Here is a 24,017-nt window from a genome sequence, read left to right on the forward strand (position 1 = left end):
GGCCGGACTGGCGGGCGGGTTATCAGGAGAGTTTATAGCGTCTTTTGAACGGGCGTCTACCGATAGGAGGATAAAGTTTGACGCCGGGTCGCGATGTCGACCGGGTGTGATCCGCGTCAACCGACCGTTGCATCGGCAGTGAGTTCGGAAGAGCGTCAGGGCTGCGGTCACGCGTGACGAGGTTCTCGCAACGGCGGGTTCGCGGCGTCATGCACCGACTACGACGCTGAGCGCAAGTCGGCGTGCATCGGCGGATGTACGAAGCTGACAACGCATTTCGGATCGCGAGTTCGCGACATTTAGATTCCGAGCAGTGTGACATCCAACTTGGACGCTTGCTCGGTGGGGTGTGGGTAAGCCCGCAAGACCATAATATTTCGTACTAGCGACGGAGGCGACAGTGGCACTATGGCGGGTGGTGTGGTGATCTTCGATGACATCCGCCGCCTACCCAGCGAATACGAGTGGTCCGAATCGCGCTGTAGTTCGGGAATCACAAGAGAAGATGATTTACGGTGGCGACGCGAAACCCGCCGAAGGCAGGGGGTCACTCAGCAAGCGATCCTCGACCGTGGACCACGTTGAAGGCATGTTTGTGCGCGAGTGCGTTGAGCAACTCGTTGAGTTGGTCGAACAGGGCACCTGCCGCCTCGCCGTTCCAAGCAGGGGGGAGTAGCGAGAGTGGAATGCCTGGATCGCGGTACGGCAGTCGGCGCCATTGAGTGAGCATGGGTACGTAGATCTGGAACGCCTCACATGGCGTTATGGTCGGAGACTTTGCCTGATGCAACACCGGGCGGTAGACCTCGAGGAAATCTGCATACAAGGAAGTCAGCTCGTCGAGATCCCACCAAGTGCGAATCTTTGCGTGTAGGTCACCGAAGGCGATGTAGTTTCCGCTGAACATATCCACGTATTCGGACAAGCCCCGAAGATCCAAGGTGTGTCGCGCTTCGCGTGCCATCGTGCCTGGGGCGATCCATACGCCAGGGGCCGCGGTCCCGAAACCCAAGCGTGTGAGATGGGAGCGGAGAGCGTGCCGCTTGTCTCGCTCGGACTCGGGAACGGAGAAGGCCACGACAACCCAACCGTCTTCCTCGGCCGCACGCTTCCGATGAAAGATTCGAACGTCGCCCTCGGCCAGAACCTCGAGCGTTGATTCTGAAAGGGAGTACCCGGCGGCACCGCCGTGCCGTTCGGCACACAAGACCCCGCGCCGCTTCAGTCGGGAGATCGAGGAACGCACAGCTTGGCCGTCCATTCCGAGGTCTCCCATGAGTGACACCACAGAGGCGACGGAGAGCCAATTGCCTTCGGAGCGCGCACACAAGCCGAAAATGGTGAGAATCAACTGCGCGAGACGCGTGTCGCGGCCAGCACCGATGCCCACCTGAACGTCCGCATCTTGCTTCATGAGATCACCATACGATACGGGTTTGTCTGATCCACGCTCTCCGAGCTTGGGGTTGGCATAAGGAGGTGTGCATAACGCGTGGTCATGGCAACCTTTCTTTGAATGTATCGCCCAGTATATCGACGTTAACAATTCGATATACCGCGCGTGGAGCAGAACAGGTGCTCCAACGGCCGCTCCATGGCGGGCAGCGGGGATGTCTGCGTCGCCGGCTCGCGGCCGGCGAAAGGAAAGAGCCTGTCGCGGAGCCCTTCCCTACCGTGGTTCCGGGGCCGGACAGCTAGGCGGTCGAGTCAGAAGTCCCCGAGGGGAAATGACCGGCCAGTCGAGCTCATACTGTTCGGGTGGGCGATGCATCGATATCAGACACATTGCTGACCTTGCGTATCCTGAAAAATCGGTAAACCTCAACCCCGAGAAGCGCTTTGAGTAAAGCTATCGATGCTCGGTTGCAAGTCGAAGGCTCATCGATGGCGACCGCGGCTTCTCTGCTTTCGTTCAACTGCGCGACCGAAGGGCCTCGAATCGGCGCTGGGCGTGTTCGAAACTGCTCGGGGCGGAGCGTGGTTTTGTGACCGACGGGCCTGGTCCCCTCGGTGTGGTGTCACCGTTCGGCCGCTGTGAGTTGCAGACAGTCACATTCGTTAAAAGCTACTGCAGCCCAGTCGGATTAAGGTGCAGCCTTGACTGCTTCTTCGAAAGAGAGGGACGAAGTCGCTTCCGTCCAGGGTCGTAACATACCTCGGACACTGAATCGAAGTATGTTACGACGCCGGCTAATGGCCTTCTTAATATCCAAGCAGCCCTAGACAATAGGCCAGCTGGGCTTCTGCTCCCGACCGAGTCGACCGAGCGAGGATGCCGCGGCAGCGTCGACATCGGCCACCAATGCGGGCAGATCCACAGACAGCAGTTTGCCTTCGTTCATCACCACACGGCCGTCGATGAGCACGGTCTCGACATCGGATCCGCTCGATGCGTAGACGATGTCGTTGACCGGGTCCGCAAAACGATTCGGTGCAAATGTCAAACCGCTCGCATCGAACATGACCAGGTCTGCAGCTTTCCCCACCTCTATCGAGCCTATGGTGTCTTCCCATCGTGCCGCTTTTGCGCCGTTGATGGTCGCCATCTCGAATACCGTCGTCGCAGGCATGATGGAAGGATCGGTACGTACGTCCTTGTGTGTGGCAGCCGCAAGGTACATGACGCGTACGAGGTCGAGGAACCGGCTGATGGCAGCTCCGTCTGTGCCCAGCGTCGCGAGGCCACCAGCAGCGACGAACTCCGGAATCACGCCCTTGGAAATGTTGCCATGGGCACCGAGCATCGACGAGGACGGGCAGTGTGCGACAGAGGATGCGGACGCGGCAAGCATCTGCACGTCTGCCTCCGGAATCCACCCCAGATGTCCGAGCACAATGCCGTGATCCAGGATGCCGCTCCGCTCATAACGTGCGAGATCCGGTGCGTGCTCGGGAATTTTACCCAGCGGTTTGCGCCCTATGTAGTGTCCGACGATGCCTGTGTTGTTCGCTCGCGCGTGCTCTACGACACCGGCGAGCAACTCGTCGGTCACGGACAGGGGATGGTCCAAGTCGTAGAAGACTTTGAGCCTGCCGTCGGCGGCACCGTCGAATCGGGCAAACAGCTCATCGGCGTGAGCCAAAGCCTCATTCGCGGACGGGACTTTCCGTTCGAACGGACCGGGGAGATCGCTCATCTGCGGGGCCAGGACACCGCGGATACCTATCGCAGTGGCTGCGGCCGCAGTCTGCTCGGTCTGCGGGCCACCGGCATCGATGAAGGTTGTCGTACCGTGTCGGATCATCTCGGCGAAAGTCGCCATCGACGCGACGTACGCCTCATCGGGTCGAAGATCGTCCTCGTGCGGCATAAGCGTTCGGGTAAGCCGCTCGATGGCCGGCAGCTCGTCGATCGTCCCGCGAATCAGGTACGCACCCGCTGGGTGAGAATGACTGTCGACCAGGCCTGGAGTAAGAATGCCGTTCGGTCGGTCGATCAACCGAGCGGGTTTGTACTGGGCAAGCACGTCCGCTCGCTTGCCAACTGCGACAATCTTCGAGCCTGCGACGGCGACTGCGCCTCCGATGATGATCTGCCGACCGGGATCCACCGTGATCACCGCACCAGCGGCGAGGACCAGGTCCACGGTTTCCTGCTGCCCTTGGGCTACGGGCGTCTGAGTGCTTGTCATCGTGTTATTCCTCAATGTTGCAACGTATGGATTGCTCAAAATGCGGTGCAGTGCCGGGGGCGTTCTTCTGAGGTGCGTGATTGGATTCTGACCCACCGGCAGTACGGGATGAGTTCTGCCGGAGTGCGCTACGTAGGTGGCGGGCGCGTGTGTCCCCTTCGGTTGCAGTGTCCGAATCTTCGAGAGCCAGCCGCTCGCGGGCGCTCACCCGGTCGATACTTCTCGCCATGCGCGACACGGCTCCGACTGAAAAGTATCGCGTATATCGGCCGTCCGTCAAGAAGGCGTTGTTGTCGGTCCGCTCGATCGCTGTGGCTTCAGCGGCACTGGGAGCGGTACTGTCCTACAGCGTCGTGACGACCGACGCAAAGGGTGTCCCGGCGATGTCTGTTCACTGGTTTGGTACCGACTTGCGGTAACGCTTTGACCTGCCTTGGGGCGCTCGATCTCCGCGTGACGCGGTCTGATCGGCCGGTGCGAATGGTGAAGCCGATTTGTTGACGAAATCGCAAACTGCCACTACTCTCGCGGTTGTGTGACGAGCGATACTAGTTCGACATACTCAAGGATTGGACAGTGCATCTCCGGCACCGACGGATAGCGCCCCAGGCGCCTTCTGGAGGACGATCGACCAGGCTGTTTTTGGCCAGAGCGCTCACCTGTCCATCACTCAATCAGAGAGGACAGCGCCAAGTGGCGAAAACAATCGAGACCGGGATCTTTCTACCGGTTGGCAATCACGGCTGGATTCATTCTGCCAACTCGCCCGCTATCGAGGACGGCAGCTTCGGCCGAGTGCTCGATATTACGCGGCGTGCAGAGCTTCGAGGTTTCGATTTCGCCCTGAGCCCGGCGATCTGGCGCGGCCGAAAAGGCCCGACGAACCACTGGATGCACGCTCTGGAATCGATAACCACATCGGCTGCCTTACTCCAGGCCACCGACCGAATCAAGGTTTTCGCGACCACACACATGGTCGTATACCCGCCTGCGACAATCGCAAAGATGGTGTCGACGCTCGACCAGATCGGTCCTGGCCGAGTGGGGCTCAACCTCGTGACCGGGGCCAGCTACCTCGATATGTCCCACGTCGGTCTCTGGAACGACGACCTCGACCACGACAAGAGATACGACCTCGGAGATGAATGGATTTCCTTGGTGAAGCAGTTCTGGACTGACGAGATCATCGATTTCAAGGGTGAATTCTTCGAAACGGACAACGGCCACATGGGCCCGAAACCCTCCAAGATGCCCGAACTCGTCAACGCAGGATCCTCCGACCGTGGATTCCGTTTTGCCGCTGAGAACTGCGATATTGCGTTCACTTTGGCCAACGACGAACCGAAGTACTTGAGCACCGTTCGTAGAACCAAAGAGGCTGCCCGTGAACTTGGCAGGACCGATCTCAAGACATACGGATCGATTACCCTCGTGCCCGCAGAGACAGACGCGCTGGCCGAGGCCCGCGTGAAGCACTTCAACGATGGCGTGGACAGTGAAGCAGTCCTCGACATCATCGCCGGGTATGCACAGAACAAGGATGCGGCGAAGACCGGAGCCAACTCGAAGTTCTTCACGGAGGGCGCTCCTCCGCAGGCTCTGATGGACGGGTATATGTCCGGGTCGTACGACACCCTCGCCGAGCGCTTGGCAACCATAGTGAACGACGGCGATCTCGACGGCCTCATGCTGATCGTTCCCGACTACACGAAAGACCTCGACGCGGTCACGGATCGTATTTTCCCGAAGCTTGCCGAGTACGGCGTGCTGACCCGAGTCACTCCCAACGAGTGACTGCAGCGTCGAACCGGGTGTGCTGCTAATGCATCGAGGCGGTCGCGACAGATTCTGATCTGCGCCGAGCCTGCGTCGTTGCAGTGCAATTGGTTGGAAGCTTTAGCGTGCGAAAGGATTTTGTGTCTCGTTGCGGGGATGGCCACACCGAACGTCGTGGCCATCCCCGCCGTAACGGAAGAGTTGCGGAGGTGCACTTTTCGGCTGCATTGCCATCTGCCTTCTTCTCGAACCAGATCTGTTTCGCCCTGGCCGGACACAACACCGCGCCGTCCCGCATGCCGTTTCTGGCTCTCGCACGTACGACGACAGACGAAAAGCGTTGCACGACTACTCGTGACACGCGATCCCACCTGATAGTTAGGAGTTTCACCGTGCTCGAAGATCATGACGGTGATGTGCGCAAGCTGAAGGAAGCTTTTGGTGCCTTCGCGAGCGGTGTCACCACAATTTGCGCTCATCAGGACGGAGCCCCGATCGGCATTTCGGCTAGCTCCTTCGTTGCTGTGTCCATCGACCCGCCACTGGTGTCGGTCTGCGTACAACGCACCTCGACCACTTGGCCCACTCTGGCGACGTCCCCGAGACTGGGAGTTTCCGTCCTCGGTGTCGGCCAATCGGCAGCGTGTCGGCAGATCGCTGCACGCGACGGTGACCGCTTCGCGGGTATCGAACTCGACACGACCGATGAGGGTGCTGTGTTCCTGGTCGGTGCCGCAGCATGGTTGGACTGTTCGGTGCACGAGATCGTTCCGGCCGGCGATCATGAACTCGTTCTCTTGGCTGTCCACGCACTGTGGACAAACCGCAGTATCGCGCCGCTTGTCTTCCACGGCAGTGGTTTTCATGCGCTATCGGCTGTGGGGGAGTGATTCGAGTACGGCTTCAGGCTGCTGAGTGTCGCAAGTAGAGTCGACCTTCATCACTGAGCCATACCCGCAGGGTTGCCTTTCGGGTTCGATCGGTCTGGCCGCCGGGACCGCCGACGTGTTTCCTCTGCTTATCGGACCGACAGCGAAAACTTCTATCGTAAGGACAGATAATGAGTGTGACTGTGGTGGTCGGCAACCCCAAGCCGGGATCGCATACCCGTCGGGCAGCTGAAATGCTGGCTGAACAGCTGTCGGGCCGTGAGGCCGACGAAACCATCGAATTGTCCGAGTTGGGCCCGAAACTGCTTGGCTGGGGCGATCCCGACGTGTCCGAAACCAAGGATCGAACAGCCTCGTCACGGCTGGTCATTTTCGCCAGCCCCACCTTCAAGGCAACCTACAGTGGGTTGTTGAAACTGTTCCTCGAGCAATTTTCCGGTGGCACGGGCCTCGAACATATAGTGGCGGTTCCGCTCATGCTGGGTGGAGGTCCGACGCATGCACTAGCGCCCGAGTTGACTCTGCGACCTGTACTGGCCGAGTTAGGTGCCACCTGTACCTCAGGACTGTATCTGCTGGACTCGTCCTTCGACGACGGTGTCGTGATCGGTGAATACGCAGATCGCTGGCGTCCCATGGTGCAGGCTCTGTTTCAAGGGAATTGACGCGGACGGGATCGCTCGGGCGTTTGTAGATCGGCGCTCGGGCACTCGGTCATTGCGTTCTCGTTGAACCCGATAGTCATGAGCGTTGTTGTGTGACTCAGCTACTCAGTGTTGTGCAACCGACTTAACGTTCCTCAGGAGGTGGTGACCGAATGAAGAACGCGTTTCAGTGGAACAGGTCAGGGACACGCATTCCGCGGAGGATGTGCTCTTCCCACATCTGCACGACAGCTTCGGATTCACCGCTCTGTACGGCGGCATGCAGTGCGGTTTGCAGAATGACGTGGCGGTCGACAGCGATCGAGCTGACCAGATCATGGTTGAAATCCGCGGCTATCAGCGCCAGACGTATTTGATCGGACAGTTCAGCGTAGCGAGCACTGAGACGTGGCATATCGGCGAGATCGACGACTGTTGAATGAAATTCACGATCTGCTTCGGCGATCTCCGAGGGCGTCGCTTGGGCGTCGCGAAACCTGTCGATCGCTTTATCCAATGACTCTATGTTCGTGCGGTTTTTGATGATCGAGCGGACGGCGATAATCTCGTCAGCAACTCGAAGCGAGGCAAGTTCCGGAATGTCAGTGGCAGCCAACTCGGAAATCCGGTACGAGCGATTGGCGGCCTTTCTGACAAGACCTGCCTGCTCGAGCATCCTGAGCGCTTCACGGACCGGAGATCGGCTGATGCCCATCTGCGAAGCGAGCACTGAATCTCGCAACGGTGCTCCGGGTGCGAAGTCTCCTGCCACGATTCGCTTACGAATCTGTCGTTGGGCCTCGTCCACCAGCGACAGCACGTTGATGCTGTCGAAGTTTCGATCGTCGGCGGACATGACACAACTATAAACCTTCCAATATTCGCGCCATCGAAGCAGATGCAGTGTGGACGTGACCTGAGGACCGTCTGTGGTCCGCACCTCTGCGGACCACAGACGGTCGGCTAACGGATGACGGCAAGCGGTGAGTTCACTGCGTACTTGGGGGGCTGACCCTGCAATACACTGCGCACATCGTGGAGCGCCTTCGTCTTCGTCTCCGTGAACGACTCTGTGCTGAAGTGCGCGGAGTGTGGAGTCAGAATTACTCGGTCGAGGGACCTGAGTCGATTGTTCGCGTCCAGGGGACCGGTGTCGCCGACGAATGCGTCCAGGCCGGCACCTGCGATCTGTCCCGACTCGATCGCAACCGCCAAGGCTGTCTCGTCTACGAGGCCCCCACGCGAGACGTTCACAAGGATGGATCCGCGGGGCATCAGCGCTATTTGTTCTTCGCCAATGATATTCGCGGTTACCGATGTGAGGGGTACATGCAATGACAGAATGTCCGATGTCGCTATGAGCTCATCGAACGACACCAGGTCGATGCCCTGTTCGAGTGCTGACGCCTCAGTGAGTGCTGGATCGAATGCCTTGACCTGAAACCCGATAGCTCGGGCCATTGTTGCTACCCGCTGTCCTATTCTGCCGACGCCGAGCAAGCCGAACACTTGATCGTCGGGCCGTCGGGTTCCAAAGGCCAGCGACAGGGATGCCGATCCGCTCTCGTGCATTGCTTTGTCCAGTACGGTTATTCGCCGCGAGAGGTTGAGCGCAAGTGCAATGGCGTGAACAGCAACCTCGCGGTAGTTGGCGTCGGGAACATTGCTGACCCACACCCCAGCTGCGGTTGCGGCTGCGATGTCGACCACGTCGAGTCCGATCCCGAAACGGGTGACTACTTTGAGTCGAGGAAGTGCGCGTAAGACCTCCGAACTGATCGGTTCGGCAACTACGATCAGTGCGTCGGCATCGGTAGCACCCGCAATGAGTTCATCCTCCGTCGTCAAGTTGCGTGCCTCGAACTCGATCCCCGCGCTACCGAGGATGTCGGCGGCCTCGGCTTCCAGAGGAACGGCCAGGCTGGTCATGATGACTTTAGGCATGTTCACGCCACCGCCGTCGAGGTTGCAGACTTGACACGGTCCCACATGTCCCATTCGGCTGCGACGCCGGACGAGATCCACGGTAGGTCTCCTCCGATCAGGAGAACTCGGCTGCCCCTCCTGGAGTAGAAGTCGACGTCGCGTTCGCTGAAGCAGAAGGCACCTGTAGCTACGCCGCGTTCGGTCGCGGATTCGATTACTTTCTCGATCGCCTTGGTGTGTTCCTGCCCGAACGGTGCGACGCCCATAGAAAGTGCGAGGTCGAAAGGCCCGATCACCACGGCGTCAAGTTCGGGCACACTGACAATCTCGTCGATCGCGTTGACCGCCGCCGCGTTTTCTATCTGCACGATGACCAAATTGCTCTCGTTGGCTCGGGCTGTGTAATCACTACTTGCGAGTGAGTACCCGTACTGGCTACCGCGACCCGGTCCAGCCCCTCGTTTTCCCGACGGTGCGAAACGAGCTCGTTGGACGACGTCTGCGACCTCGTCCGCAGTCTCGAGCCGGGGAACGACAACTCCCGACGCTCCGAGATCCAAAACGCGACCGATGTAGTGGCCGGCCTCCGGAACGCGCACGATAGTCGGTTTGTTATGCACGTCGGCTGCTCGAACAAGCGTCTCTATCTGCTCGATGGTTAGAGCTGAGTGCTCAGCATCCAGGCAGAGTACGTCGAATGGGCTCATTGCGGCGATCTCGACAATCGAGGGGGCTGTCGATAAAATCGTTGTGCCGATCAGTGGGCGATCGGCAATGTGTTTACGCAATTCGTGTAGTGGCACTTGAATTCTCCTCGTTGTTTCGTTTTACTTGGTGCGAGCATTTGGGGAAATGGTAAGAAGGCCTCGGTAAGCAGGAGTAGCTGCCGCGTCTTCGGCCGTAATTATCGGCCGCGCGATCGTTGCTCCGATAATGGTCATCAGTTGTGCAACTACCAACATGCCTGCCACGAGCCAAGGCGAACCGTTCAGTGCGAGAACTAGTGCGGCAGCAACAAGTGGTGTTGGCCCGGCGATGAATCCGCCTTGCAACTCTCGTGAAGACGTAAGACCGGACGCTCGGTACTCCGGCTTGAAAAGAGTTGGAAGTACAAGGGTCTGAGTCGTGGATCCGGTCGCCCAACCCACTCCCCATAGAATCACGCTCGCCAGCACGATCAAAGCTAGATTCCCAGTGCCCAAGAGCATGAAGTAGGGGAACGCGAAAACAATGCCACCGATCGCACCTGTCAGTAATATCGACTTTGAACCGAACCGGTCGGAAAGTTTCCCCCACATCAAGATGAACACCATTCCGGTGGAGATCATAGCGAGGTTCGTCAGCAGGGCTTCGGTTGGCTCCAGACCGATTTGCTTGGTGAGATAGCTTATCCCGAAAGTAGTTGCCACAAATCCGGTTACATTGAGGCCGGATGGTATGAGAAATCCTCCTGCAAAGTTTCTTGGACTCGCACGAAACGCGTGGCCCATCGCAAGGAATGGGTTACCACGAGCCTCTCGCATATGTCCAGCTCTACGAGACTCCTTGATCTTCTCGAACTCTGGTGTCTCTCCGATTTTGCTTCGTAGAACGATGCCCACAATTGTCAGTATCGCGCCTAGTAAGAAGGGTAATCTCCATCCCCAATCGAGGAAATTCTCAGTAGATAGAAAAGTGCTCAAAGACGTGAACAGAACAAGCGCGAGTAGGTTTCCCGCCATCGACCCGAACATCAAGAAGGATGAATGGAATCCCTTCTTTTTCGGTAGCGTGGACTCGCTGACGTAAATCATGGCAGTAGCCAATTCGGCACCGGCCCCCGCACCTTGCATCAGTCGAAATATGATGAGAAGTATCGGTGCCCAGTATCCTATTGCGGAGAACGGCGGCAGCAATCCTATGGCTGTGGTAGCGACCCCCATCAGCACAATAGAAATGACCATCACGGGTCGGCGACCCCATTTGTCAGCGGCAGCGCCGAAAATTATCCCTCCCAGTGGGCGGGCGATGAATCCCACTGCAAACGTGCCGAAGGCGGCTAGCTGAGCCAGTGAACCGATATCCGGGGGGAAGAACAGAGGGGCAATAACCAGGCCCGCAACGAAAGCGTACAGCCCGTATTCGTACCACTCTATGAAGGTTCCTGCCGTAGCGGCAGCGACCGCGCGGCGAGTTCGTTGCTGAGGATCATCCGTGACGTGCTGCAGCGATAGTTCGCTCATGAAGCTTCCTTCAGTTGAGGTGTGCTTGAAAACACCATAATGAATACTGTCGACACTTTCAAGGTTTTCGCGGATCTACTTGCACGGGCTCGGTCGTCGTTGCTAGCGGAGAACCCGCCGAAGCACCACGTGAGAATTTGTGTCCTCCCTTTGGGCTGCCCTCCGTCTCGAGGCAGGGCAAGGTGTGGACCGACCGAACCTCGAATTGCGAACACTGCTGCTGCAGTTGATGCCTTCTCGGCGATCATCCGGATTGGTACATCGCTTCGGCTCATGACGGTCGGGGCAGCCGCCTCCAGTTCGAACCGATCGATGCGGTCATCGTGGTCGCGCAACCTCTGCCCACCGGCCTGCAGAATGTGACCGTTCAACGAATCGGCCACGTGAGCTGGGAAAGAGAGGCCCATCCGTTTTTGGGAACCAATGTGGTTGCATCACAAAGGCACTGGGTAGTGCGTGGACGCGAGCGTGGGGCGATACGGAGTCGCCTGCTCGTCCGGACCTCGGTTGATCCGTGTTATCTGAGGACGCATCCGTGTCTGGGGCAAAGTCGCCATCGACCCGATGACCGTTCCGCGGCGCGATGACGTCGTGGCAGCTGGGGAGTGCGGTGGCATCTGGCGGCAGATTGCCGTGGACACACCTACGACAACCGATCGGGGTCTTTCACGTCGATCGGTCGGACTCGCTGGCCCCGCATAGCAACCACTTGATCAGAAATAGAGGAAAGGCTAACCTAAGTTCAAGCACTTGCAAGTGCCTGCCCACTATCGAAAGTTTGTCCAATGAGTGTGATTCCAAAAGTGCAACGTCCGAAAAGTCGGCGAATGACCGCGTTGACAGTCACCAGCAACGTTCGACTCAGTCCGAGCTTCCGCAGAGTCACCATGGGAGGAGAGGGTCTTGCAGATCTGGACTACGTCGGCTTCGATCAGGCTGTTCGCTTGTTCTTTCCCCGAGACGGACAGATCCAGCTGCGAATGCCGACGGTGTCCAATGATGCGTGGCTGGGGCAGTTCCTACTCCAGCCGAAGTCGCGGCGTCCATGGGTGCGCAACTACACCATCCGGCGGTTCAGGCCCGGCGACAGCGAGATCGACATCGACTTCGTACGTCACGGCGACGCCGATCACGGAACCGTGCCCGGCCCGGCGTCGGCATGGGCCGAGCACGCGCAGCCCGGCGACCCGGTAGGAATCTTCGACGAGGGCTACACCTATTTGCCGCCTTCGGATGCTCAGTGGCATCTGTTGGCAGGTGAAGAAAGTGCTGTGCCGGCAATTTTGTCGATTCTCGAGTGTGTTCCTGAGGATGTGCAGGCAGAGGTGTTCCTCGAAGTTCCGCTGGCGTCCGACATCCCCGAGCAGGTGTACGCCCCACAGTCATCAAAGATTCACTGGATCGTTCGCGATGACCCGAGCGAAGTGCCCGGGACGAAGCTGCTGCGGGAAATGAAGGATGCGCCACTTGCGGACGGGAAGTTCTACACCTGGGTTGCCGGTGAACACAAGTTGCCGACAGGACTGCGGCGGCATCTGGTGAACGATCGAGGAACTCCCAAGTCCGACATTACTTTCGGTGGATACTGGAGGCATGGCAAGAGCAGCCCGGGCTGACAACCCGAACCTGGTCGCAATTGTGGTGCTGGAGGTTCATTCGTCAGATATCGTTGCCTGCTGCGCCGGTGCGCAGCAGGCAACGACAGTTCTCACAGATCGAAATGTCAGCGAGCTGGTTTAACTGCCAGAACTGGCTTGGGCACGAGAGCAGCAACTGCTGGGCGGAGCTGCCCATCAGCAGTTTTCCCACCGCCGATCGGTGCCTGATTCCGATGACCAGGACGTCGGCATCGTCACCGTCCATGACGGCGACGCGAAACGTGCCGTCGGCGCCGGGGGTACCGCGATTTCTGTGTCCAATCACCGGGGGCAACAATCTCGACGGTTCACCGGCGTCTGTTCGGGTGTTGCCGGCGATTGCCGACGCGGTGGGCGATCAGGTGGAGGTCACCCTCGACGGTGCAATCAGGCGGCAGTGATGTGGCGAAGGCACTCACTCTCGGCGCGCGTGCGGTGCTGATCGGGCGGGCGTATCTGTGGGGATTGGCGTCGAACGGTCAGGCCGGCGTGGAAAACGTGCTCGACATCCTGCGCGGCGGCCTGGACTCCACGGTGCTGGGACTCGGACACTCGTCGATTCATACCCTCGGACCCGCCGATGTCGTCGTGCCCCCCGACTTCGGCCGGCCCTCCATCAAGAGGTCGGCCAGCTCCGGGACATCCTGGACTTACCCTGCGTAACTCAGCGACGCCAAACTCGCACTCCCACGCGGTGGGCTCTGCGCTTCGTCGCCTTCACTCAGCGCAAGGTATACGGACCGATGCATGGTCGAGGTGTGATCGATTCTGAAAAGGGTCAGTGGTTGTGGGACATTGTCGAGGCGAGGAGGCCGTTGTCAGGGAATGCCCCGGCTTAGGACCGTGGTTAGTGCTGCGCTATTTCAGATATGAGGTTCTGCTTGCTCGTTTTTTGTAGCCAATTTGGTGAAGGCTCGGCTCCGCAAGCATCATCGCCGCAGCGAACTCCCGGCCTCCACCTACTGACATCGTCTTGTATCACTGGGACAGCCTTTCTCTCGTTCAGCTCCGCAACTCCATGACAGTTCAAGCAGGCAGCCGGGTAGCGAAACCCCGGCCACACAAGGGCGGTGACGAAACCCGCCAATCGACGTCAAGTGCGCTGATGCAAAGTCGTCGCCGGATCGCGGACGCCTGGCATGGAGCAGAATTTGTCCACAAGTTGTCGGACAAATCCGGTGGGGCCTGCAGTTGCGCGGTCCTACTGACTTGAGGGCGATATGTTCTCGCGACGAATGAGTCTCGTTGTCACGAGTTCGCGAGGTCTGTCGATGCGGCATGGCGCTCTCCGTCCACCCGATACCGTGGCTGTCCGACACCGATCAGGTGTCAATGGCCAAGTTGAAGTCCCCGCTGGTGGCCAGGTGAAAGTCCCCACCCCGTGTTGATGTTTCCGGTTTTTCAGGGGCGGTCCTTTCGGTGTTGTGCGTCTTTCATGCGATAGGACTCGCCGTCGGTGACGACGATGGTGGCGTGGTGGAGCAATCGGTCGAGGATCGAGGCGGCGGTGGTGTGCTCGGGCAGGAACCGGCCCCATTGCTCGAACGGCCAGTGCGATCCGATCGCCAACGAGCGGCGTTCGTAGGCACCGGCGACGAGACGGAACAGCAATTGCGTGCCGGTGTCGTCGAGCGGGGCGAAGCCCATTTCGTCGATGATGATCAGGTCGACCCGCAGCAGTGATTCGATGATCTTGCCGACGGTATTGTCTGCCAATCCGCGATACAGGGTTTCGACGAGATCGGCGGCGGTGAAGTAGCGGACCTTGTGTCCAGCGTGGACGGCGGCGACACCGAGCCCGATCAAGGTAAGAGACTTGCCTGTCCCGGCAGGTCCGATCATCGCCAGGTTCGACTGTGCCCGAACCCATTCCAGGCTGGAGAGGTAGTCGAACACCTTCGGCTGGATCGATGACGCTGCGACATCGAAGGACTCCAACGTTTTCGTCACCGGGAACGCGGCAGCTTTGAGCCGGTGGACGATGTTGGAGGCATCACGTGCGGCGAGTTCGGACTCGATGAGCGTCCGCAGCACTTCTTCCGGGGTCCAGCGTTGCGTCTTCGCAGTGATCAACACCTCCGGTGCGGTCCGGCGGATTGCAGCCAGTTTCAGGCGCCGCAGTCCGGCGTCGAGATCAGCAGCGAGTTCGGGAACATGCTGGGGCGCAGCAGCCTTCGGAGAGTGTGCAGTGGTGGTGTCGGTCATGACGGCACCTGCGTATCGGCGGCAGGGGTCCGGATGGCGTAGGCATCGAGGGAGCGCGTCGGTGCGGTCGGCAGGTCCAGAATCAACGCGTCCCCGGCCGGCCTGGGCTGTGGCGCTCCGGCACCGGCAGCGAGAATCGATCGGACGTCCGCGGCCCGGAATCGACGGAACGCCACCGCCCGGGTCAACGCCGCCACCGACAGTTCGGTGCCATGTGCTGCGCCGAGTGCCAGCAGGATCTCGAGCTCGGATCCGAGCCTGGTGTTGCCGATCGCGGCGGCACCGACGAGGAATGCTTCTGCTTCGGGTCCGAGTGCGCAGAACTGTTGCTCGACAGTGGTTCTCGGCCTGGGACCACGATGGGGTGCGGGGCGGGCACCGCCGTAATGCTCGTCGAGGACCGACGCGGTCCCCGGCTGGCCCAGGTCGTGTTCGGCGACGACCTCACCGGTGGCCGGCTCGACAACCACCAACCGTCCCTCGGTCTGGACGAGGGTGACGGTCGCGCCGATCAACCGCACCGGCACGGAGTAGCGCGCGGACGCGAACCGCACGCAGGACAAGCGGTCGACTTTGCGGGTCACCGGCGGTGGACCGATCTCCAGTCGGAGCGATGGCAATGGCGACAACAACTCTCGCTCTTCGTCGAGTTTGTCGTTCGGGATCGCGCATATCTCCGAATGCACCCTGGCGTTGACTTCCGTGCACCACACCCTGGCGGCGGCGTTGGCTGCGTGGACATCGACGGTGGTGTCGGCGATGGCTGATTCGGTGAGCAACGGGACAGCGAGATCGCGTTGGGCGTATCCGACGAGGTTCTCCACGACGCCTTTCGATTGTGGGTCGTTCGCGTGGCAGAAGTCCGGTGCGAACCCGTAATGAGCAGCGAACCGGACGTAGTCCGGGGTGGGGATGACGACGTTCGCGACGACCCCACCTTTGAGGCATGCCATGCGGTCGGCGAGGACCTTGCGCGGGACACCACCGACAGCGGCAAGTGCTTCGGCGATCAATGCCATTGTGGTGGTTGCTTTCTCGTCCGTGGCGAATGCAGCAAACCGCCACCGCGAGTAGGCCATGACGGCGCAGAACAGGTGCAGTCCGCCGACAGTGGCCCAGTCGATGATCAGGTAGTCACCCGGTGCCCATACCGCGGGCCGTCGGCCGCGGTGATGGTCGGTGCGCCACCGTTTCTTCTCCTCGGCGACCAGGCGTCGGAAGTTGCGGTCCGATCCTGCATAGCCGGCCTTGCGGGCGATCGGCAGGATTCGTTTCGCGGAGATTCGGCCCTGAGATTTGTCGACCCGTTCGGCTACCAGGTCGGTGACGGCGGCGTAGTTGCGTTCACGCTCGGCCCGCGGCGGTGGTGTGTTGCCGGCCTGGTCGGCTTCGAATTTGTCGATGGTGCGTTTGACGGTCTTGTGGGTGGTGCCGACGAGTTCGGCGGCTCCTCGATACGACCCGACTTCGCGGTAAGCGGAAATGATGTCCATGCGTTCCTTCGCAGACTTCAATGGAACTCCCCGGGCGGTGCGGTGTGTGGTTGGCACCTTCACCGTCACCGCTCGGGCCAGAAGTTCCTGATCGACACGACGAACACGGGGTGGGGACTTTCAGTTGGCCACCAGTGGGGACCTCGACCTGGCCACCAGTGGGTACTTTTTCATGGCCACGGACACGTAGCGCAGGCATGCCAGAGCGAAGTGCCACCACAAGCGCGGAGATGGTTCCTTGCCGTACCAGCCGAAGACTTCTTCCGGTTCGGCCCGTACTCGGAGGCCCGCAGCCACGCTGGTGTCCCAGCACCGTGGATCAGCCATCATTGCGGCCCAGGCCAGGTCGAGTTCTTGCGGTCCGATATCGGCAAGCTCCCAATCCACCACTGCCACGACCTGCGGACCATCTGGATCGAACAACACGTTGTTGGTCTGGAAGTCGCCGTGAACCAGCCCGACCGGCCCCGGCCCGGGTTGTGTCGCTGCCAGCGATTCGAGGAGACGTAGCCCGTGGTCTTGCCAGCTCGGCTCGGGGGACCGGGCCAGAACTCGCGACGTCAGGTTCAGCAACGAGGTTGGGGTCTGAGGTTCAGACCATCCCTGCAGATCGCGTCGCCAGTCGAAGCTGTGGAACATGGCCAAGGTCTCGACGGCTTTGCTCAGGGGTACTCGATTTGCAACGATTTCTTCCGCCGAAGCGGGGGAGGGTCCGAACATATCGATCGAGTTCGCCGGCAGTCGTTCCTGGATGATCGCATCCGTGCCGAACTGCTCTCGGCTCGGCGTCGACCAGACCAGTGGAGCCACCGGAAGCTGGGCCCGACTCAAAGCAGTGAGCAGCGGAACCTGACGTAGGACGTCGGCGGGTCCTCCCTGACGCCCTGAGGCCGGAGCGAGACGAATGACGAGCCGCCGGCTGATACCGCCGGGAGAAACGGCGTCGAAACGGTAGCTCAAGCCGGCGTGGCCTCCTAGAGGCAAGAGGTCGGCAATGTCGGCCTTCTCGTTTATGTGTTGGCGCGACCATGACCTCAAGTCGGATTCAAGATCTCGCTCGGTACTCGGTCTTGTCGGATGGCCGGTCACCGCTTCAGATTAAGTGATGCAAGTGCATTAGTAAAGCGTTCGGCCGATTCCGCCTTCGCGCTAGGCGCGGTTCCGGTCTTCCAGCGCCGCCATAGTCCCGCCTGAGGGCTGGGCCTCCGCGAGTGCGGTCAACAAGTCGGTCAGGTGCGACTCGAACAACGCCCGATTTCGCGGAGGATGGGCGACCTGCGCCTGGCGGGCGACTTCGACATAAGCGAATCTCAACAGGGCAAATCGCTGATGCAACGGTCCGCCGCTGACCAGGGGCGACATGAAAGGCGCAATCATCTGAGCCCATCGCTGAATTGCCCCATCCGGGTCGTCGACGAGAACCTGGAGCGGGTCGTCTTTTCCGCTGGGTGAATGCCGTGCGCGCCCGATCACCTCGGCGGCGATCTGCGCAAAGCAGAGCCCTCGTGGAGTCCACGCGATGGCGCACAGTGGCGCGACGAAGCATTCCACAACGCTGCGTGCGTCTGAGTCGGGCGCATGCTCGAGGGCGTCGAGTCGATCGTGCATCTGCACCGCGAGTTGGTGAGCATGGAATTCCAGGACTGCCACCACTAGGCCACGCCGGTCGGCGAAATGATATTGCAGTGCCCTCACATTCCGTTCGCCGGCAGCGCGAGTGATCTCGCGGAGCGAGGCGTCGTCGATGCCCCGTTCTGCGAATAAACGCTCAGCTGCCACGATGATGGTGTCTCGCGCGCTCACGGAACAACCATACGACCTAACCAGGCTCCCGCGATGACAGCCGAACGTGCGCGCGCCTCTGCGAGTTGCGGGGCCTTGCGCCGTGCGTACTCCCGATTCGTAGGACCGGAGTTGCGCGGAGCTCATTGCCGTCCCCTCGTAGATCTTTGGTTCGCACCCGTGGGCGCGTAGGCAGTTGGCCAATCGATTCGAGGGTTTTCGGGCGCTACCCGAGTTGCAGCTCGCTAGGATCGGCAACATGCTCACTACCGCGATGATCACAGGCGCTGCCGGCGGCCTTGGCACGGCACTGGCCGAGGCACTGGCTCCGACGCACAGGCTGTTTCTGATGGGGCGGCCGTCGTCGCGGCTCGACGAGGTGACCACGCGGTTCGGTGCCACCGCGCTGCCAGTCGATTTGGTTGATACCGAACAACTCTCAGCGGCCGTCCACTCGATTGACCGGTTGAACGTCCTCGTTCATAACGCCGGCGTCGCGTTCCCCGCTCGAGTAGCTGAATCGAGTGCGGCTGAGTGGCGAAATACTATGGAAGTCAACGTTATTGGTGCTGTAGCGTTGACTTTGGCGCTCCTGCCTGCCTTGCGTGCCGCTGAAGGCCATGTGGTCTTCGTCAATTCAGGGTCTGGCATCAATGTCTCACCAGGATTGGCGTCGTATTCGGCGAGCAAGTTCGCGTTACGCGGGTTCGCCGAGTCGCTGCGCAACGACGAACCATCATTGCGTGTGACGTCGATCTACCCAGGGCGTATCGCGACGGTGATGCAAGAGGGTTTGATCGCGTATGCGGGGGACAAATACGACCCCTCGCTTTATTTGAGCCCTGAGACCGTCGCGAATATGGTGGCCAACGCGGTGAATGCGCCGTCCGACGCCGATATTCGTGACGTCGTGGTCCGTGCCCGTTGACCAGACGACGATTGTCGCCACCCGACCGACCATCGGTTCAGTGGCACCGGTTCGCGCGCCGCGGGGAGGCTCATGTGTGCCGGCTCGTGAGTGACCAGCCCTCTGGTGTGTGAAGTACGCGACGCCTGAAGGGCCCTCGGCTCCCGCTGGCGTCAACCGTGGCAATCGATCTCGCCGCTATCGGGACCACGTTGCCACCGATCGAGATTACCGTCGACGCCGCGCGATTGCTCGTCACGACCATTGGCGCCAAGCGCCGCCCCTCAAGCATGGCCGACCATTACGACCTCGGTTCAGCCAGGGCGACCACGGCGTCCGCCAGTACATGCAGCGACGCCCTCGAGACATCGGAATCTCGGTCGGCGAGCCACGCAAGGGCGGTCCCGTCGATCGCAGTGGCCACCAGTCGAGCCAGGGCGTGAAGGTCGACTGTCCATCGAACATCCGCATGTTCGGCAACCGAGGCCAGCAGCGATGCCGCCCGTTGAGTGTAGAGGCTGTATTGCCAGCGACCGAGAGATCCGGGATCCTCCGGCGCTCTCATGTCCAGTAGCGTCAACTCGTAGACCACCGCCTGCCGGGGGGCGTCGACCACGATCGACTCGTGGATGCGGTCCATCGCCGCCACGAGCGTGGTGCGCAGATCTCTTTCGTCGAGTGCGAGCTGATCGAGGTCGGTCGTGACCGTACCGACCGAAATTTCTGTGATCCGTTGCAGTAACTCTGCTTTGGATCGAAATGCATAATGGAATGCACTCTGCGGCATCGCTGCTTCGGCGCATATCGATCGTGTGGTAGCTGCAGCGACCCCATCCCTGGCCATCACGGTCAGAGCCGCCTCGACCAGCAGCGCGCGGCGGTTCTCGGCCGTCAGTCGAGCCACGTAGCCCCCTTCCTCGCAGATGCGATCAGCGTACGGCCTCTCGGTCGCGCAACTCGATCCATATCCGAGACCGCAATTCTGCACTGGCGCACATCAGGATTACTGGGCTAGTGTGTCAACTGACTTGGTCGGTTGACCAACTTATTGGCGAGAGGATCACCATGAAGAAGTACGCACTCGTCACCGGTGCCGCCGGGGGCATCGGCCAGGTGGTGGCACGCCGTCTGGCCGGCCGGGACTACACGGTTCTGGCCGCCGACCGTGACGATGACCTGGCCGCTCGCGCTGCGCACGCCATTACGGGAGCCGTTCCGATCACATGCGATCTCGACAACGCAGCCGCCGTCCGATCTCTTCGCGAACGGGTCTCGGCAGAGTGGTCGAGCAATCTTGAGATCGCATTTCTCAACGCGGGAACGATTGTTCCGGGCAACGTGGTGAACGCCGATCCTGATGACATAGACAGCCAGCTGCGCATCATGCTGTCCTCAACTGTTCACCTGGCGCAGGCGGCGGCGCAGGTTATGACTCGACAAGGTCGCGGTCACATAGTCGCAACAGTGTCCCAGGGGGCGGTGTTGCCAATACCGGGATCGGCTGCGTATTCGGCAGCCAAAGCTGGCCTACGAGCGTTTCTCGCGGCCCTGCACCTCGAACTTCGGGGGTCCGGGGTAACAGTCGGGGGTGTCTACCCGAGCGCGGTCGATACGGCAATGCTGCGCCACGAGGCGAATCACGACGGCAGCCTGCTGAATTTCGTGGGAACGGTCTCCACGGCCGAGCACGTCGCCGACGGCGTCGACAAGGCGATCCGTACCGGTCGACTCGAAGTTTTTCTACCGCGTACCGACGCACTCAGCGTCAAATTGTTACAGCTGTTCCCTCGCCTCGTACCTGTTCTGCTTCCACTGGCAGAACGCATCGGTGAACGCGGGCGTCTCCGGTACCTCGCCTCCTCGACATCGTGATCAGTCCCCTCCCCGAAGTCCCCTCCCTGAAGGAAATGGCATGCACAGCAACGCGACACAATCGGAAGCGATGGATCGAAGCTCGGCCGTCGCTATCATCGGAGCCGGCCCTGCCGGGCTCAGTGCTGGACGACTTCTGCGCCACTACGGTGTCGAATACGATCATTTCGAACGGCACAACAACGTAGGCGGAATCTGGGATATCGACAACCCTGGAACCCCGATGTACGAGTCGGCGCACTTCATCTCCTCACGAGACGTGTCCGGATTCTTCGATTTTCCCATGCCCGATCACTTCGGTGATTACCCGTCACGCGCTCAAATCTTCGACTACACGAAGGATTTCGCACGCACTTTCGGGCTCGAGGAGATCATCGAGTTCGGGACCCCGATCACCGACGTGCGTGCAGACGACGACACCTGGATCGTCACTCCCGCTGGGCAGACTCCCCGCCGGTATCGCGGAGTGATCTGTGCGTCGGGTACCAATTGGCACCCTCGCGTACCTCGTCATCGCGGCAACTTCACAGGAGAAATCCGGCATGCAGTCAGCCACCGCAGCGGGCGCGACTTCGCCGGCAAACGAGTTCTCATTGTGGGCCTGGGGAACTCGGGGGCGGATATCGCCTGCGACGCTGCTCAGTTCGCAGACAGCGCCTACATCAGCGTTCGCCGTGGGTACCACATCGTACCGAAGCACGTCTTCGGGAGACCGGCCGATTCCTTCGACGAGGGCATCACGATGCCCATGTGGCTCGAACGTCCGGTCTTGTCAGCACTTCTTCGCCTACTGGTCGGCGACGTCACCCGCTGGGGCCTGCCGAAACCGGACCACAAGCTGTTTCAGACGCACCCGTTGCTCAACAGTCAACTGCTGCATCATCTTCAGCACGCGGACATCGCGGTCAAGAACGATATCGAACGGTTCGACGGCGATCACGTCGTGTTCACCGACGGATCGCGCCTCGAGATCGACCTGGTGCTCTACGCAACCGGATACGAAATGCGAATTCCGTATCTCGACAAGGAGATCTTCGAATGGGACGGTGATCGCCCCGCGCAATATTTGACCGCCTTCAATCGACACCACCGTAACTTGTTCACCATCGGCTTCATCGAAACCAACTCGAGCGCATACACACTGTTCGACAACATTTCGAACGTCATTGCTCAGTACTTGAGGGACCAGGTGACCCGACCGGAATCGGCCAGAAAATTCGAAGAGATGATCGCGAACGACCGCCCGAATCTCGCCGGCAGCCTCCACCTCGTCGACTCGCCGCGCCACGCCGGTTACGTCGACGCGAAGGTGTACAAGAAACACCTCGCCCGAGTTCGGAAGCAGATGAAGTGGAGTGACTTGGAGCCGGGCTTCGCGAGTTCGATGCGCGAGGCCGTCAACTCTACGGCGACTCGGAATCGACCATGATGAGGTAGTTGTGTGTCGGTGCCCGTGAACACTCTGTACGAGAAGGTGAGCTGAAGCATGCCGATCGATCCCGCCGCTATCGGGACCACGTTGCCACCGGTCGAGATGACCGTCGACGCCGCGCGCTTGCGTTTCTTCGCCAAGGCCATCGGCGAGACGAACCCGATCTACCTCGACAGCACTGCTGCTGCAGCAGCGGGGCACCCGGCTCTGCCCGTGCCCCCGACGTTCTTGTTCTCCATCGAACTGGGCGGTCCCGATCCGTTCCCGTGGATTTCGGACCTCGGGGTCGATCTTCGGTTCGTCCTGCACGGCGAACAGGCCTTCACGTACCACTCGACGGCGCACGCAGGCGACACCTTGGTCGCTACCTCCACGATTTCCGACATCTATTCCAAGAAGGGCGGAGCACTGGAGTTCGTCGTCAAGGACACGGCAGTCACCCGTGTCGACGGCTCCGCTGTCGCCGATCTCCGAACGGTCATCGTCGTACGCAATCCGGGAGTCCGGCAATGACATCTTTCGAACACCTCACTGTCGGCACCGAGCTTCCCGCGTTGAACGTCGGCACCCTCTCCCGCACCACGCTGGCGCTGTTCGCCGGCGCATCCGGCGATCACAACCCGATGCACATCGACATCGATGTCGCGAAGTCGGTGGGCCTCGACGACGTCTTCGCCCACGGCATGCTCTCCATGGCCCACCTGGGTCGACTGCTGACCAATTGGGTTCCGCAGGAAGCGATTCGCTCCTACCGGGTTCGGTTCGCGTCCATCACCCCGGTGCTGGCCGAGCCCACCGCCACCGGCACAGTCGTCTCCATCGACGACGTCGACGGAATTCGCACGGCCACAATCGAACTGGCCGTCACCCTCGCCGACGGCACCGTCACACTCACCGGCGACGCCGTTGTCGCACTCGAGTGAAAGAGACCGTTCACGAGCAAGACGCCGGCCGGTCAGGCCCGCCCGATCTTTCGACGCAGCTCCTGCTCGTAGGACGCGCGAGCCGTCGTGTCTGCATCGCTCAGAACCGTATCGGCACTGATCAGCCGCTGCAGACCCAGTCGCACGCTGCGGGGCAGCACCGCCGACGCGGCGACCATGAGTCCACCCGAGCGAGGCACCCACGTCTCGGCTCTGGGGCGTCGGACGACCCCGACTATCGCCCGTGCGACGTCCTCCGGCGCGAGGTGTTTGACTCCCTTGGCGTGGGAGATGCCGGCGGCCAGGGCTGTTTCGACGGCGGTCGGCAGGATCACGCTGACGTCGATGCCGTCGTGGGCGAGCTCGTCGCGGACGGCCTCGCTCATCGCGATGACTGCGGCCTTCGACGCCGAGTAGCTGGCACCGTCGGCCAAGGGCAGCCGTCCGACTGCGGAGGCGACGTTGACCACGTGCCCACCCCCGCGGGCGATCATGCCCGGCACGACCATCTTCATGCCGAGTCCGCAGCCCAACACGTTCACGTCGAACACGGCTCGCGAGATGGCATCGTCCTCGTCGATGAATCGACCGATCGGCATGATGCCGGCGTTGTTGACGAGTACGTCGATCGGCCCGACGGCGGCCGTCGCTTCGAGGAATTCGCTCCACGACTCGC

Annotated in this window: 22 protein-coding genes and 1 pseudogene; 10 read left to right on the forward strand and 13 right to left on the reverse strand. The window is 60.6% G+C overall.

From position 1 onward, the window contains the following. Nucleotides 1–547: 547 nt before the first annotated feature. Both QM588_RS24745 and QM588_RS24750 read right to left on the reverse strand, forming a co-directional pair. Nucleotides 548–1,414, reverse strand: a complete 867-nt coding sequence (locus tag QM588_RS24745; RefSeq protein ID WP_283317262.1) for a PaaX family transcriptional regulator — start codon at nt 1,412–1,414, stop codon at nt 548–550. Nucleotides 1,415–2,219: 805 nt separating this feature from the next. Further along, complete coding sequence (locus QM588_RS24750) at nt 2,220–3,632, reverse strand: amidohydrolase family protein (protein ID WP_283317264.1); 1,413 nt, start codon at nt 3,630–3,632, stop codon at nt 2,220–2,222. A 693-nt stretch (nt 3,633–4,325) separates the two neighbouring features. Between QM588_RS24750 and QM588_RS24755 the strand changes: the two genes are divergently transcribed. From QM588_RS24755 to QM588_RS24765, 3 genes are all read left to right on the forward strand, one after another. Beyond that, entirely contained in the window at nt 4,326–5,426 is a 1,101-nt protein-coding gene (locus QM588_RS24755) for an LLM class flavin-dependent oxidoreductase (protein ID WP_283317266.1), read from the forward strand. Nucleotides 5,427–5,800: 374 nt separating this feature from the next. After that, nucleotides 5,801–6,298 carry a flavin reductase family protein gene (locus QM588_RS24760; protein ID WP_283317294.1) on the forward strand — a complete coding sequence of 166 codons (498 nt, stop codon included), beginning with the start codon at nt 5,801–5,803 and terminating at the stop codon, nt 6,296–6,298. Nucleotides 6,299–6,468: 170 nt separating this feature from the next. Continuing rightward, on the forward strand, nt 6,469–6,963 hold the full coding sequence (locus QM588_RS24765; RefSeq protein WP_283317268.1) for an NADPH-dependent FMN reductase: 495 nt from the start codon (nt 6,469–6,471) through the stop codon (nt 6,961–6,963). A 166-nt stretch (nt 6,964–7,129) separates the two neighbouring features. Here the strand turns inward: QM588_RS24765 and QM588_RS24770 are convergent, their stop codons facing one another. The 4 genes from QM588_RS24770 to QM588_RS24785 form a co-directional block, all read right to left on the reverse strand. Beyond that, complete coding sequence (locus tag QM588_RS24770) at nt 7,130–7,798, reverse strand: GntR family transcriptional regulator (RefSeq protein ID WP_283317269.1); 669 nt, start codon at nt 7,796–7,798, stop codon at nt 7,130–7,132. Between the two features lie 107 nt (nt 7,799–7,905). Beyond that, nucleotides 7,906–8,871, reverse strand: coding sequence for a C-terminal binding protein (locus tag QM588_RS24775; protein WP_283317270.1), 966 nt, complete (start codon nt 8,869–8,871; stop codon nt 7,906–7,908). 17 nt (nt 8,872–8,888) lie between these two features. Beyond that, a complete protein-coding gene (locus QM588_RS24780) occupies nt 8,889–9,671 on the reverse strand; it encodes an HpcH/HpaI aldolase family protein (RefSeq protein WP_283317271.1) in 783 nt (260 codons plus the stop codon). Nucleotides 9,672–9,695: 24 nt separating this feature from the next. Beyond that, nucleotides 9,696–11,090 (reverse strand): MFS transporter, encoded by a 1,395-nt coding sequence (locus tag QM588_RS24785; protein WP_283317273.1) that lies wholly within the window; start codon nt 11,088–11,090, stop codon nt 9,696–9,698. A gap of 827 nt (nt 11,091–11,917) precedes the next feature. Here QM588_RS24785 and QM588_RS24790 point away from each other — a divergent pair. Continuing rightward, nucleotides 11,918–12,706 (forward strand): siderophore-interacting protein, encoded by a 789-nt coding sequence (locus QM588_RS24790; RefSeq protein ID WP_283317275.1) that lies wholly within the window; start codon nt 11,918–11,920, stop codon nt 12,704–12,706. 43 nt (nt 12,707–12,749) lie between these two features. On the opposite strand, the gene QM588_RS24795 is transcribed toward QM588_RS24790, so the two are convergent. After that, nucleotides 12,750–12,953 (reverse strand): universal stress protein, encoded by a 204-nt coding sequence (locus tag QM588_RS24795; RefSeq protein WP_442972973.1) that lies wholly within the window; start codon nt 12,951–12,953, stop codon nt 12,750–12,752. A gap of 6 nt (nt 12,954–12,959) precedes the next feature. Here QM588_RS24795 and QM588_RS24800 point away from each other — a divergent pair. Continuing rightward, nucleotides 12,960–13,390, forward strand: a pseudogene (locus QM588_RS24800) (alpha-hydroxy-acid oxidizing protein); the annotation flags it as partial. Nucleotides 13,391–14,128: 738 nt separating this feature from the next. Here QM588_RS24800 and istB read toward each other — a convergent pair. The 4 genes from istB to QM588_RS24820 all read right to left on the reverse strand — a co-directional run bounded on the left by istB (nt 14,129) and on the right by QM588_RS24820 (nt 18,228). Then, complete coding sequence (istB, locus tag QM588_RS24805) at nt 14,129–14,932, reverse strand: IS21-like element helper ATPase IstB (protein WP_283317277.1); 804 nt, start codon at nt 14,930–14,932, stop codon at nt 14,129–14,131. Then, nucleotides 14,929–16,446, reverse strand: coding sequence for an IS21 family transposase (gene istA, locus QM588_RS24810; RefSeq protein ID WP_283317278.1), 1,518 nt, complete (start codon nt 16,444–16,446; stop codon nt 14,929–14,931). Before istA ends, istB begins: the two co-directional genes overlap by 4 nt. A 99-nt stretch (nt 16,447–16,545) precedes the next feature. Further along, nucleotides 16,546–17,385 (reverse strand): phosphotransferase family protein, encoded by an 840-nt coding sequence (locus tag QM588_RS24815; protein ID WP_283317280.1) that lies wholly within the window; start codon nt 17,383–17,385, stop codon nt 16,546–16,548. Between the two features lie 189 nt (nt 17,386–17,574). Further along, nucleotides 17,575–18,228, reverse strand: coding sequence for a TetR/AcrR family transcriptional regulator (locus tag QM588_RS24820; protein ID WP_283317281.1), 654 nt, complete (start codon nt 18,226–18,228; stop codon nt 17,575–17,577). Between the two features lie 238 nt (nt 18,229–18,466). On the opposite strand from QM588_RS24820, the gene QM588_RS24825 reads away from it, so the two are divergent. Further along, the gene (locus tag QM588_RS24825; protein WP_283317283.1) at nt 18,467–19,135 is read left to right on the forward strand and encodes an SDR family oxidoreductase; all 669 of its coding nucleotides are present in this window, start codon (nt 18,467–18,469) and stop codon (nt 19,133–19,135) included. A 280-nt stretch (nt 19,136–19,415) separates the two neighbouring features. On the opposite strand, the gene QM588_RS24830 is transcribed toward QM588_RS24825, so the two are convergent. Further along, nucleotides 19,416–20,018, reverse strand: a complete 603-nt coding sequence (locus tag QM588_RS24830) for a TetR/AcrR family transcriptional regulator (protein ID WP_283317284.1) — start codon at nt 20,016–20,018, stop codon at nt 19,416–19,418. A 161-nt stretch (nt 20,019–20,179) separates the two neighbouring features. On the opposite strand from QM588_RS24830, the gene QM588_RS24835 reads away from it, so the two are divergent. From QM588_RS24835 to QM588_RS24850, 4 genes are read left to right on the forward strand one after another with little or no spacing between them, the layout of a single operon-like run. Continuing rightward, complete coding sequence (locus tag QM588_RS24835; RefSeq protein WP_283317286.1) at nt 20,180–20,986, forward strand: SDR family NAD(P)-dependent oxidoreductase; 807 nt, start codon at nt 20,180–20,182, stop codon at nt 20,984–20,986. 40 nt (nt 20,987–21,026) lie between these two features. Further along, on the forward strand, nt 21,027–22,415 hold the full coding sequence (locus tag QM588_RS24840; RefSeq protein WP_283317287.1) for a flavin-containing monooxygenase: 1,389 nt from the start codon (nt 21,027–21,029) through the stop codon (nt 22,413–22,415). Between the two features lie 57 nt (nt 22,416–22,472). Continuing rightward, complete coding sequence (locus QM588_RS24845) at nt 22,473–22,931, forward strand: MaoC family dehydratase N-terminal domain-containing protein (RefSeq protein WP_283317288.1); 459 nt, start codon at nt 22,473–22,475, stop codon at nt 22,929–22,931. Then, entirely contained in the window at nt 22,928–23,341 is a 414-nt protein-coding gene (locus QM588_RS24850) for a MaoC/PaaZ C-terminal domain-containing protein (protein WP_283317290.1), read from the forward strand. Before QM588_RS24845 ends, QM588_RS24850 begins: the two co-directional genes overlap by 4 nt. A 32-nt stretch (nt 23,342–23,373) precedes the next feature. Here the strand turns inward: QM588_RS24850 and QM588_RS24855 are convergent. Then, nucleotides 23,374–24,017 (reverse strand): SDR family NAD(P)-dependent oxidoreductase (locus QM588_RS24855; protein WP_283317292.1); only part of this gene is annotated, 644 nt, incomplete at its 5' end.

The sequence above is a fragment of the Rhodococcus sp. IEGM 1354 genome (assembly GCF_030056855.1).
GTDB lineage: Bacteria > Actinomycetota > Actinomycetes > Mycobacteriales > Mycobacteriaceae > Rhodococcoides.